The organism is Amycolatopsis acididurans (genome assembly GCF_012328925.1).
Lineage (GTDB): Bacteria > Actinomycetota > Actinomycetes > Mycobacteriales > Pseudonocardiaceae > Amycolatopsis_E > Amycolatopsis_E acididurans.
Genome location: NZ_JAAXLS010000001.1, coordinates 318,311 through 329,894, shown reverse-complemented (window position 1 = coordinate 329,894; position 11,584 = coordinate 318,311). Strand labels below are relative to the sequence as shown.

14 protein-coding genes and 1 riboswitch are annotated in these 11,584 nt (G+C 70.1%); of the genes, 8 read left to right on the top strand and 6 right to left on the bottom strand.

The window, feature by feature from the left end; genetic code table 11:
* Positions 1 to 6: 6 nt before the first annotated feature.
* From HFP15_RS01665 to HFP15_RS01650, 4 genes are all read right to left on the bottom strand, one after another.
* Entirely contained in the window at positions 7 to 396 is a 390-nt protein-coding gene (locus tag HFP15_RS01665) for a Rieske (2Fe-2S) protein (protein WP_168510597.1), read from the bottom strand.
* Between the two features lie 2 nt (positions 397 to 398).
* Positions 399 to 1,547 carry an amidohydrolase family protein gene (locus HFP15_RS01660; protein WP_168510595.1) on the bottom strand — a complete coding sequence of 383 codons (1,149 nt, stop codon included), beginning with the start codon at positions 1,545 to 1,547 and terminating at the stop codon, positions 399 to 401.
* A 17-nt stretch (positions 1,548 to 1,564) separates the two neighbouring features.
* Entirely contained in the window at positions 1,565 to 2,650 is a 1,086-nt protein-coding gene (locus HFP15_RS01655) for an amidohydrolase family protein (protein WP_210716602.1), read from the bottom strand.
* A gap of 125 nt (positions 2,651 to 2,775) precedes the next feature.
* Complete coding sequence (locus HFP15_RS01650; RefSeq protein ID WP_168510593.1) at positions 2,776 to 4,359, bottom strand: PucR family transcriptional regulator; 1,584 nt, start codon at positions 4,357 to 4,359, stop codon at positions 2,776 to 2,778.
* 161 nt (positions 4,360 to 4,520) lie between these two features.
* Between HFP15_RS01650 and HFP15_RS01645 the strand changes: the two genes are divergently transcribed.
* From HFP15_RS01645 to HFP15_RS01610, 8 genes are read left to right on the top strand one after another with little or no spacing between them, the layout of a single operon-like run.
* On the top strand, positions 4,521 to 5,855 hold the full coding sequence (locus HFP15_RS01645; RefSeq protein WP_168510591.1) for an aromatic ring-hydroxylating oxygenase subunit alpha: 1,335 nt from the start codon (positions 4,521 to 4,523) through the stop codon (positions 5,853 to 5,855).
* Positions 5,852 to 6,832, top strand: a complete 981-nt coding sequence (locus HFP15_RS01640; protein ID WP_210716601.1) for a thiamine pyrophosphate-dependent dehydrogenase E1 component subunit alpha — start codon at positions 5,852 to 5,854, stop codon at positions 6,830 to 6,832. Before HFP15_RS01645 ends, HFP15_RS01640 begins: the two co-directional genes overlap by 4 nt.
* The gene (locus tag HFP15_RS01635; RefSeq protein ID WP_168510589.1) at positions 6,829 to 7,818 is read left to right on the top strand and encodes an alpha-ketoacid dehydrogenase subunit beta; all 990 of its coding nucleotides are present in this window, start codon (positions 6,829 to 6,831) and stop codon (positions 7,816 to 7,818) included. Before HFP15_RS01640 ends, HFP15_RS01635 begins: the two co-directional genes overlap by 4 nt.
* The gene (locus HFP15_RS01630; RefSeq protein WP_210716600.1) at positions 7,811 to 8,059 is read left to right on the top strand and encodes a biotin/lipoyl-containing protein; all 249 of its coding nucleotides are present in this window, start codon (positions 7,811 to 7,813) and stop codon (positions 8,057 to 8,059) included. Before HFP15_RS01635 ends, HFP15_RS01630 begins: the two co-directional genes overlap by 8 nt.
* A 2-nt stretch (positions 8,060 to 8,061) precedes the next feature.
* Positions 8,062 to 8,388 carry a 2Fe-2S iron-sulfur cluster-binding protein gene (locus HFP15_RS01625; protein WP_210716599.1) on the top strand — a complete coding sequence of 109 codons (327 nt, stop codon included), beginning with the start codon at positions 8,062 to 8,064 and terminating at the stop codon, positions 8,386 to 8,388.
* A 28-nt stretch (positions 8,389 to 8,416) separates the two neighbouring features.
* Complete coding sequence (locus HFP15_RS01620) at positions 8,417 to 8,734, top strand: DUF4286 family protein (RefSeq protein ID WP_168510587.1); 318 nt, start codon at positions 8,417 to 8,419, stop codon at positions 8,732 to 8,734.
* A gap of 2 nt (positions 8,735 to 8,736) precedes the next feature.
* Positions 8,737 to 9,171, top strand: a complete 435-nt coding sequence (locus HFP15_RS01615; RefSeq protein WP_168510585.1) for a hypothetical protein — start codon at positions 8,737 to 8,739, stop codon at positions 9,169 to 9,171.
* A gap of 22 nt (positions 9,172 to 9,193) precedes the next feature.
* Positions 9,194 to 10,474: a TetR/AcrR family transcriptional regulator gene (locus HFP15_RS01610; RefSeq protein WP_168510583.1), complete on the top strand. Its 1,281-nt coding sequence runs from the start codon at positions 9,194 to 9,196 to the stop codon at positions 10,472 to 10,474.
* A 23-nt stretch (positions 10,475 to 10,497) separates the two neighbouring features.
* Here the strand turns inward: HFP15_RS01610 and HFP15_RS01605 are convergent, their stop codons facing one another.
* Together HFP15_RS01605 and HFP15_RS01600 are read right to left on the bottom strand one after the other, a co-directional pair.
* Entirely contained in the window at positions 10,498 to 10,812 is a 315-nt protein-coding gene (locus HFP15_RS01605; RefSeq protein WP_168510581.1) for a DMT family transporter, read from the bottom strand.
* Positions 10,813 to 10,841: 29 nt separating this feature from the next.
* A riboswitch (guanidine-III (ykkC-III) riboswitch) is annotated at positions 10,842 to 10,902 on the bottom strand.
* 39 nt (positions 10,903 to 10,941) lie between these two features.
* Positions 10,942 to 11,553: a TetR/AcrR family transcriptional regulator gene (locus tag HFP15_RS01600; protein WP_168510579.1), complete on the bottom strand. Its 612-nt coding sequence runs from the start codon at positions 11,551 to 11,553 to the stop codon at positions 10,942 to 10,944.
* Positions 11,554 to 11,584 lie beyond the last annotated feature (31 nt).

Sequence of the window (11,584 nt, the reverse complement as noted above, 5' to 3'; positions counted from 1 at the left end):
TCCTCCTCAAGCCGTGACGATGATGTCGTCGTTGTCGACGCGGACCGGATAGGTGCGGATGGTCCATTCGGGTTTCACGGCGGTGGTGCCGGTGGCCAGCTCGAAACCCCATTGGTGCCAGGGACAGTAGATGTACTGGCCCTGCTCGACGATCGACGCGCCGCCCGGGGCGTCCTCGTCGGTCACGCTCCGCCCGCCGAGGCGGCCCGAGCACAGCGGGCCGCCCTCGTGCGGGCAGTAGTTGGCGATGGCGTAGTAGTCGCCGTCGACGTTGTAGACGCCGACACCGTGCCGCCCGATGGGCACCAGCTTGAAACCGCCCGGCTCGATCTCGCCGACCTTCGCCACGACGTGCTCGCGCCCGGCGGCCAGCCGCCGTCCCGATTCGATCGTCACGGTCAGAAGACCCGCTTCTGGCCTTCGAGCGCGGGCAGCGATTCGGGCAGTTTGTACAGCCTGATGCCGTTTTCGAACATGATCGCGTCCCGCATCTTCTCCGGGATGTGCTTGAGCACCCACGTCGGATCGTCGTATGTCCAGTGTGGATAGTCCGAGGAGAACAGCAGCAGCTCGTCGGCGCGCATCATCTCCATCGCGCGCGTGAGCTCCAGCTTGTCCTCCGGATAGTCCAGCGGCTGGGTGGAGAAGAAGATGTGCTCGCGCACGTAGTCCGAGGGCTTGCGGCGCACGGTGTCCAGATCGCCCTTGCGGGCGGCGTAGATCGCGTCCATCCGCCACATCAGTGGCAGTATCCAGGTGAACGCGTGCTCCACCAGCACGATCCGCAGCGTGGGGAACCGCTCGAACACGCCGTCGAAGATCAGGCTCATGACCTGGTTCGCGGCCAGCAGCGAGTAGGTGACCATGAAGTCGTGGTTGAAGCTGGGCCAGCCCACCGGCGGGCGCGGGTAGTTCTCGAAGGACCCGCGGCCGAGGTGACACGCGACGGTGATGTCGTGCTTGGTCGCCGCCTGCCATACCGGGTCGTACTTGGGGTCGCCCCACGACGGCCGCGGCTCGGCGTGGATGAGCACCTGCGCCATGAACGGGTGCCCGGCCCAGTACTCGATCTCGCGCGCAGCCCCCTGCGGGTCCTCGATGGCCGCGCAGATCGAGCCGCGCCACCGGCCGTGCCAGTTGCCCTCGCCGGTCAGCCACTGATCGTCGAGCCACCGGTTGATCGCGGTGCAGCGCGCCGAGGCGATCTCCGGCCTGATGTCGTCGGGCGAGCCCGGCTCCAATATCGCGATGTCGCAGCCGGCCTCCATGATCACCTGCCGGAACGCCATCGCCGGATCGCTGCCGGGAAACCCGCCGTCGGCCGGGAAGGTGTCCATCCGCATCGCCTTGGCCTCGTTGTAGTCCGGGGCGTCGTAGGTGATGCTCTCCCCCGAGCGCCGCTTCATGAAGTACTTGCTGCGGTAGGGCTCGGGAATGTATTCGCCGAACTGTCCGTTCTTGGGCACCGGGTGGACGTCGTTGTCGACCACGCGTACCGGTACCAGCCTGGTGTCCGCGATCCTGTCCTCGACCTGCGCGAGCGTCATAGCCGTTTCCTCTCGTCTCAGGCGACCGGGGCCGCTACGTCGATCCCGTACAGCTTCGCGGCGTTGCGCCACAACACCTTCTCGCGCTGCGAAGCACTCAACCCGCCGGGCAGGGACCCGGGACCGGCCATGTGCCAGTGCGGGTAGCTCGACCCGTACATGACCATGTCCTGCTTGCCCGTCATGCTCATCCACTCCGCCGCGATCCCGGGGTCCGGCGGGCCGTCCACGCTGTTGTGCACGAAGAACACGTGTCCCGGCAGGTAAGCGCTCGGGATCCGGGGAGCCCACGGCGTCTGCTCCAGGTGCGGCCTGCCGAAGGTGTCCATCCGCCAGATGAAGGGCGTCAGCAGGTCCGCGCCGCCGTCGGCCCACACGATCTTCAGGTCGTCGTACTTCTCGAACACGCCTTCGGCGATCATGTTCATCAGGTGGTAGAGGTAGTTCAGTGCCATGAACCCGAAGTACTGCGGGTAGGTGCGGGCGGCGCCGGAGGGCGTCGGCGAGGAGTCCACCCCGTGCCCCACCTCGACGTGCACGGCCACCGGCAGTCCCGTCTCGCACGCCGCACGCCAGATCGGCTCGTACCGCGGATGCCCGTAGAGATCCCGCGTCTGCAACGGGATGCCCAGCTGCACCACGCGGGGATGGTCGTGCCAGCGCTCGATCTCCTTGAGCGCGCCGTCGACGTCCTCGACGTTGACCCGGATCGTGCCGCGGTAGCGGTCGGCGTAGGTGCCCGAATCGAGCCAATGTTCGACCAGCATCTGGTTGTGCGCGGCGTGAATCGCGCTGTTGAGATGCCGGTCCGGCAGGTTGCCGCGGGTCATCGGGTGCAGCACGGCGACGTCCACGCCGGTTTCCTCGAACAACTGCCTGCCCGCGAGGTCGGGATCCGAACCGGGCACCTCGCCGGGCCGGGTCCGCGCCCGCGGCGAGTACTCCCCGCCCGGCGCGCCGTACCAGGTCATCTCGTAGTCGGGGAAGCCGCGGCCGCGGAAGGGCTCGCGCAGGTACTCCCGCAACATCGTATTGGCCGGGAAGAAGACGTGGACGCTCGAATCGATCACCGGCGTCGGGCGGGATGCGGCTGGATCGCTCACCGGGTTGATGCCTCCTCGCGTCGCACCATTGCCGACCTAACTTCTGTTCGGAAGACTACCCGGCGGCACGATGGCGGCACAAGAAAACCGTCGAGGTACGCGCCGGCGCTTGCCGCGCAGTAAGCTCAGCCCGCCGACCGCTTACACACTGTCGCGTGCGGCGTCGCGTCCGGTTCGCGCAGGCTCTCCAGCCCGAGGAAGGCCAGCTGCAGCGAGACGCACTTTTCCGGGTCCTCCAGGTCCGCGTCCAGCACCGCCGAGGCCCGGCGCAGGCGCGCGTAGAACGCGGGCCTGCTGACCCGTACGGCGTTGGCCGCGGCGGACTTGTTGCGCCCCTCGGCGAGGTAGGCGCGCAACGCGTCCAGCTCACCGGCGTGATCGGCGCCGAGCAGCTCGCCCAGCTCCCGCTCCACAAAGGACTGCAGCCGGGGGTCGCCCGCCAGTTGCGCCAGCAGGCCGCGCACGCCCACGTCGGTCATCCGCACCACCGCCCGCCTGCCGCCGCTGGCGACCTCGGCGCGCGCGGCCGCCACCGCCTCGCCGAGCGAGCCCCGGATCGAGTCCATCGTCGTGCCCGGCTCGCCGACCCCGATCACCGCCGGGGCGAGCTCGCGGCGCAGCGCCCTCGCCCAGCCGCGCAGCACCGCGACCGGGTCACGGTCGGCGGGCACCGACAGCAGGCCGACGTTGTCCTCGCCCAGCAACAGGTCCAGCCGCGCCGCCGACGCGCACCGCTCGACGACGAGCCCTGCCTTGGCCGCCTCGATGCCGGGGACGCGGATCGCGACCCCGGCCAGCACACGGCCGTTCACCGGGAAGCCCGCCGCTTCCGCGCGGGCCCGCCCCTCCCCCTCGTAGCGGTAGTAGCCACGCGCCAACTGGGCGAGCAGACCGGCCCTGGACTCCAGCTCGAACCGCATCCCGTCGCCGTCGATCATCCGGCGCAGCGCGATGGTCTCCGCGCCGCGCGCGACGGCCAGCCGCTGCGCGCGGGTGGCCTGGGCGCCCGGCACCGGCTGGGCGATCAGCCGTCCCCAGGACTGACCGCGCGCACCGACCTCGCTGATGATCCAGCCCTCGCCGGCGCCGTCCCGGCGCGAACGGCGTTCCCAGTCCCGCAGTACCGCCTCGGGATCGTGCTCGGGCAGCGTGTGCGCGGCGACGACCCGGTGGTTGCGGTTCTCGAACACGATCGAGGAGGCCGCCAGCCAGCTCACCGCCATCACCAGCTCGGTGTCGCTGCGGCCCTCCAGCGCGATCCGGTGCAGGAACTCGTACACCCGGGCGGATTCCTCCAGCTCGGCGTGTGAGGAGTCGACGATCGAGGTCAGCACCGCACGCGTGATGTCCACGAACGGCACCGCGGTGCGCAGGGTGATCAGCGGCAGGCCCGCGGCGTCGGCGGCGTGCACGAGCGCGGCGGGCAGCTTGGCCCAGCGCTCGCCTAGCTGGATCAGGATCGCACTGGCACCCATCGCGGCCAGTTCCTCGACCCAGCGGCGCAGTTCGTCGTTGCTGTCGGGCAGTGCGACGCCGGTGAGCAGCACCATCTCGCCCCCGCGCAGCAGGCCGGAGATGCCGCTGAGCTCCAGCACGTGGACCCAGGTGACCTCGCGCGCCATCCCCCGCCGCCCCGCGAGGAGCGCCGGATGGCCACGTTGCACCTCCGGGAAAGCGAGCACGTCCTCGACGCTGGGGAGTCGCCGCATTCTCCTATGATCGCGACCCGTTTACATGATGGCAAGGTTTTAAATATATTGATCCATCGATGCCACTGGGCACCTGCGGGAACCCGGGCGAAACTGCGACTCGGGGCCGGTGTCTTCCGTCCCCGTTCTCAAGCCGCCGCCCCCGCCGGGAGATGTCGACGATGACAGCAGTTGAGGAAAGGCGCACGGTCGATACGAGCAGCGTCCCCTTCGCGATGCGCGACCGGCTGCACGTGCCACGCGAACGCTACTACGACCGCGGCTTCTACGAGCTGGAGAAGCAGAAGCTGTGGACCAGGACGTGGCAGATGGCGTGCCGGCTGGAGGAGATTCCGGAGCCGCACGATTTCGTCGAGTACGAGATCTGCGATCAGTCCGTGCTGGTGGTGCGCCAGCGCGACGGATCGGTGAAGGCGTTCCACAACGCGTGCCGGCATCGCGCGACGCAGCTCGCGAAGGGATGCGGGCGGCTCGGCGGCGGGCAGCTGGTGTGTCCCTTCCACGGCTGGCGCTGGAACGCCGACGGCACCAGTTCGTTCGTCTACGGCGACTACGGGTTCGAGCCCGAATGCCTGCGCCCGGAGGACTTGCGGCTGCGCGAATGCCGGGTCGAGGTCTGGGGCGGTTGCGTGTGGATCACCATGGATCCCGGGGCAGGGCCGCTGCGGGCCTCGCTGTCGCCCGCCGCTTCCCTGCTCAAGGAGATCGGGATCGACAACTGGCAGGTCAAGTGGTGGAAGGAGGTGATCCTCAACGCCAACTGGAAGATGGCCCAGGAGGCGTTCATGGAGGGCTACCACGTCATGCAGACCCATCCGCAGCTGGCGATGGGCATGGGCGAGGAGTTTCCGATCGACACCACCGAGTACCTGGTGTTCGCGGGCGGCCACTCCAGCTTCCAGGTCAAGGGCAGCAGGCCCGGTTACACCTCGGTCGACGGGCTGTTGCTGTCCGGGCAGCTGCTGGCCGACGGCCAGGACGCGATGACACTCGAACGCGACATCACGGTGCTGGAGTCGTTGCGCACCAGGGAGATTCCCGATGGCGCGGTCGCCGAGACGGTCGCGGCCACGCTGCGGCGGCACGCCGAGGGCGCCGGCATCCCGTGGCGGCCGGGCATGGAGGACAGCCCGCTGTTCTTCGGTGGTGAGGTGTTCCTGTTCCCCAACATGTTCTTCCTGCCACAGTTCGGGAACTGCCTGAGCTACCGCATCCGCCCGTACAACGACGACCCCGAATGGTGCCGGTTCGAGGTGTGGTCGCTGACGACGTACCCGGAGACCGAGGACCGGCCGCGCGCGGACCTGCTCGGCCGCTTCGACAAGACCGACACCGCGAACTGGGGCCTGATCCCCCGGCAGGACTTCGGCAACATCGAGCGCCAGCAGCGTGGCCTGCACACGATGGGCTTCGAGGAACTACGGCTGGCCACCCGCTGGGAGGCCGCGATCAGCAACATGCACGTCGAACTCGACAAGCGCCTGGCGGCGTCGTGAACGTCCCCGACACGGCCACGCTGCTGACGATGTACCGCACGATGACGCGGGCCAGGGCATGCGAAATGCGCCTGCGCAAGGGATTCGCCAGCGGGGAGTTCGCCGGTGTCATCTGGCCCTCCCGCGGCCAGGAGGCGATCGCGGGCGGGTTGTCCACCGCGTTGCGCCGGGACGACCGGCTGGTGACGACCTACCGCGGCATCCACGACCTGATCGCGAAGGGCGTGCCGCCCGCGGAGATCCTCGGCGAGGTGCTCGGCCGCAGCGCCGGAGCCTCCCGCGGCAAGGGCGGCACCATGCACATCACGTGCCCGGAGGTCGGCGTGATGCTCTCCACCGGCATCGTCGGCGCCGGCCCGCCCGTCGCGGCGGGGCTGGCGCTGGCCGCCAAACGAAGCGGCGGCGACCGCGTCGTGGCGGTGACCTTCGGCGACGGCGCGACGAACACCGGATCCTTTCACGAGGCCGTCAACCTCGCCGCCGTCTGGGCGCTGCCACTGGTGCTGATCTGCCAGAACAATCAGTACGCCGAAATGACCCCGGTGGCCGACACGATGCGGGTCGAACGGGTGGCCGACCGCGCCGCGGGGTACGACATCCCCGGCCTGCGCGTGGACGGCAACGATCCAGTCTCCGTCCACAATGGACTTCTCGAGGCCGTCGACCGCGCCCGCTCCGGCGGTGGGCCGACCCTCGTCGAATGTCTCACCTTCCGGTTCAGCGGGCACTACTTCGGTGATCCGCAGCCCTACATCCCCGAGGACGAGATGGCCCGCGCGATGGAGCTGGACCCGTTCCCCCGCTTCGAACGGTTCCTCACCGAGCACGGCGTGAGCGAGCAGGAGCCGGCACGCGTGGACGCCGCGGCGGTGGCCGAGATCGACGCGGCGATGACCGAGGTGCTCGCCGGCCCGCTCCCGCCCGCAGGCGAACTCGACACCGATGTCTATGCGGACATGGCGGGGATACCGCGATGACCTACACGATGCGGCAGGCGCTGAGCGCGGCTCTGGACGGCGCACTGGCCGAGGATCCGAGGGTGCTCGTGCTGGGCGAGGACGTCGCCGATCCCGGCGGCGGCGTCTCGGGCGTCACAAGTGGACTGTCCACGAAATACGGTAACGACCGGGTGCTGGACACCCCGATCTCGGAGGCCGCGATCGCGGGCGCGGCCATCGGAGCGGCGATGGAGGGACTGCTCCCGGTCGCCGAGATCATGATCATGGACTTCATCGGCATCGCGCTGGACCAGATCGCCAATCACGCGGCGAAGGTGCGGTTCGCCTCCGGCGGCAGGACCACCTGCCCGGTGACCATCCGCACCAGCGTCTACGGCGGCACCGGCAACGGCGCCACGCACTCCCAGACGCTGGAGGCGTGGTTCATGCACATCCCGGGACTGAAGGTGGTGATACCGAGCACCCCGGCCGACGCGGAGGGTCTGCTGCGCTCGGCGATCTTCGACCCGGACCCGTGCGTGTTCGTGGACACCACCGCCCTGTATGGCACCAAGGGACCGCGATTGTCCACTCCGGACAAGAAGATCCCGCTCGGCAGGGCCGAGGTCAAACGCCAGGGCCGGGACGTCTCGATCATCAGCTACGGCCGGGGTGTGCTCGACGCGCTCGCCGCGGCGGAAACGCTGGCCGCGGACGGGATCGAGGCCGAGGTCGTCGATCTGCGCACGCTGGTACCGCTCGACCTGCCCGCGGTGCTGGAGTCGGTGAGCCGCACCCGGCGCGCGGTGGTCGCGCACTACGCCACCGAGTTCGCCGGCCCGGGCGCGGAACTGGCCGCGCGGATCAGCCACGACCTGTTCGGCACGCTGGCCGCCCCCGTGGTGCGCGTCGGTTCACGGTTCCGCCCCATCCCCGCGTCGGTGGCGCTCGAGTCCCAGGTCTATCCGAGCCCGGCACGGATCGAGGACGCTGTCCGCAAGGTCGTGGGTGACGCCCGTGGCTGAGATCGTGCCCGTGCGGATGCCCAAGCTCACCATGGCCGCCACCCAGGCGACCTTCGTGGATTGGCTGGTCGCCGACGGCGGACCGGTGGCCGAGGGCGAGCCCATCTACACCGTGAGCACCGACAAGGTCGAAACCCGGGTCGAGGCGCCCGCGAGCGGGGTGCTGCGGCATGGAGAGGCCGAGTTCGAGGTCGACTACCCGGTCGGCACGCAGCTCGGCAGCATCGAGAAGGCGGGCTGACCGTGGCGCGTGTGGTGGTCGAGCCCGCCGGGTTCACGATCGACGTGGAACCCGGCGAATCGCTCGCGGACGCGGCCTGGCGGCAGGGCTACCGGTGGCCGACGACGTGCTGGGGCAAGGCGGAATGCACGGTCTGCGCCGTGGTCGTGGTCGGCGGCGCGGAAGCCACGCTGCCCGCCGAGGACGAGGAAACCGGGGCGCTGCGCGACCGGATGCCGCGCCATCTCCGCACCACGAGATCACGATTGGCCTGCCGGCTCCGTTTCCGTGAGGACGGGGCCGTGGTAGAGAAGAGAGGCGTGCGTCCACCCCCGGAACCGGCCGGGTGACTCCGGCCGGAGGAGAAAGGAACTGCATATGCCCAAGGCGGTCATGGCGGTGTACAGCAACCCGGCCACGCCCGAGCAGGACGAGGAGTACAACACCTGGTACAACGAGGTGCATCTCAAGGAACTGCTCAGCCTGCCGGGAGTGTCGAGCGGGACACGCTACCGCGTCACCGAGGCCGTGCACGGTGCGGCTTCGGAACACCGCTACGTCGCGGTCTACGACGTGGACGGCACGCCGGAGGAGATCCTCGCCCAGATGGGCACCCTGCCCGCTCCCTCCCCCGCGATCGACGCCGCGGGCGCGCGGATCTACTTCTGGGAGCCCATCGAGGGCGGATCGGCCTGACCGTGCGGCAAGCCGAGGTCCGCGTCGAGTTCCCGGCCGGACTGTCCACACAGGACCTCGACGACGGTGTCCGGGCTCTGGCGGCGCGCGGGCTGCGTGCGCGCCGCCATCCCGCACGCCGCGAACTCGCCGTCACGGTCGAGGCGGAGGACAAGGAATCCGCCGGGGCGAGGGTGGCCGGCGTGTGCGAGCAGGTGCTCGGCACCGTGCCGCGGTTGCGCTCGGTGACCTTCCTCAGCCGCGGCACCGACGAGGATGCGCTCGGCGTGATCGAGGCGTTCGGCGTGCGCGCGGGCGTGCAGCGGCTCGAAGAGGACGGCGAGGAGGTCGCGGTGTTCACGCTGGCCGCCGCCGACCAGCGGCGCGTGCCGGAGAGCAGGCTGCACACCGCGCTGGAGGCGGCGCTCAACTGCGAGATCCGGCTCCGGTACGTGTGAGCGGCGCGGGCATACTGGGACGGTGGTTGGAACATCATCCGGAGACGTCCCCGCGTCCGCGGAGCTCACTCGGCGTGACGAACTGCTCCGGATCGCCGGCCGCGTGTTCGCGCAGGCAGGCTACGCGGGTACGTCGCTGCGCGACATCGCCGACGCCGCCGGGATCCTGACCGGGAGCCTGTATCACCACTTCCCGTCCAAGGAGGCGCTCGCGGTCGAGCTGATCTCGGAGTTCCAGGCCGAGATGGACGAGCTCGCGCGGCGCCCGCGCCTGGAATCCGGACATCCGCTGACCGACCTGGTCGAGTTCGCCGACAAGGTCGGGCAGATCGCCGGACGGCACCGCGCGGCGGTGCACATGTGCCGCCGGGACGCGCCCACCACCGCGACCGAGACGATGACCACGCTGGTCCGGCGCAAACCGGTCGCGCTGAACCGCCGATGGGCGACGCTGCTGCGGGCCGCGCGGGACGCGGGGACGTTGCGGGCCGAGGTGGACCTGCCGGTGCTGCAGGCCGTGCTGCCCATCGCGGTGCTCGACCTCGCGGCCCTCGTCACGCCGCTGTCGACCAGTGACCTGGTGTGCTCGCTGGTCTCGCAGCTGCTGCACGGCCTGACCACCGAGGCGCACTCCCCCGCCGAGCTCGACGCGTCCGGGCCGGCGCGGGTCGCGCGGGAACGGATCGCGGGCTGGCGCCCGCCTGCCGCGGCCGACGAGAGCCGGCGCGGGCTGATCCTCGCGACCGCGCGCGACGAGTTCGCCCGGCGCGGCTACGAGGCCACCACGATGCGCGACATCGCCGCCGCGGCGGGGATGCGGGCCAGCAGCATCTACGGGCATTTCGCGGCGAAGCAGGAGATCCTCGCCGCGATCATGGAGCGGTTCTCGCATCACCTGCTCGAAGGCTACGAGACCGTCGCCGCCGCACCGGGTACGGCCGTTGAGCGGCTCGACGGGGTGTTCTCGCTGATGACCTCGGCGGCACGGCTGTTCCGGCACGAGTTCATGATCGTCAAGGACTGGTGGTACGTGCTCAACCCGCCGGTGGACGCGCCACCGGTGGACAACGCCGCGCGGCTGCGGATCATGGAGGAGATGCTGGACGAGGGTATCCGCGCCCGCCAGTTCGCCACGCCCGCCGACGTCAGCGTGCTGGCGGTGGCGCTGCGCAGCCTGCTGTGGGTTCCGCTGACCGACTCCGGCCCGGCGTCCTCCGCGCCGCGGCGGCACGCGTTGCTGCGGCAGACCCTGCTCGACGGCGCCGCCAGCCCCGCCGAACGGTCCGTGGTCAAGGCGTTGTGAGCCCTTCGCCTGCCTGAGCGGGCTCAGTGCAGCACCTTCAGCCCGGCGACCCCGGCGACGATGAGCGTGAGGCAGGCCAGCCGGGCGGCGGTGGCGGGCTCGCCGAGCACCATCATGCCGTAGACGGCCGTGCCCACCGCGCCGACGCCGACCCAGACGGCGTATCCGGTGCCGAGCGGGATCGTGCGCATCGCGTAGGCCAGGCCCGCCATGCTGCCCGCGAGCGCGACGGCGAACAGCAGCGTCGGCCACAGGCGCGTGAACCCGCGTGTGGCTTCGAGCGCCGCGGCCCACACGGTTTCGAGAACACCGGATACGACAAGAACAACCCACGCCATGACAAGACCTTCCCGGACACCGACAGTGATCCACGTCGTCTTGTCTTGCCGGGTACGACGCACTCGTCCGGGGTGGCGTGCCACCGCCTTCAGGTTAGCACGCCACAATCGACAGTCCTCAATGGACGATCAGGGCGCGGGGCGCCGGCCCTGCCTGATCTCGTTCTCCACCATGCCCATGACCCACCGGATGGCCCGCGTCGCCTGCTTCGGGTCCAGTTCCCACGCCGTGACCAGCCGCTCGTAGGACACCAGGCTCCACAGCACGTCCAGCATCGCCGCCGCGGCGGTGCGGTCCTCCTCCGGCCAGTCCGCCGCGGCGCGGCCGACGGCGTCGAGCAGGGAATCACGGCGGCGCTTGTCCACCGCGGCGAAGGTGGCGTCGGCCGGTTTGCGCTCGGCCGTCGGGAACGACGAGACGTAGGCGAAGGTGCGCGCGGTGATGTCGGCGATGTCGTCCAGTTCGATGGTGCCGGCCGCGGTGACGCCCGCTTCCTGTTGCAGGCGTTGCAGTACGGCGTCGCGCAGGCCGCGTTCGGTCGCGAAATGCCGGTACACGGTCCGCTCGTTCACCCCGGCGCGCTCGGCGACGGTGCGGGCGGTCAGCAACCGCCAGTCCCACACGGGCCGCTCGTGCACGAGTTCGGCGCCCGCCGCCACTATGCGCTCGCGCGTCTGCGCGGCCCGCTGCCTGCGGATCGGGCTGTCGTAAGGACGGCGCCTGGGTTCTGGGTCGTTCACATACTCACCGTAACCACATTGACAGGAAGGG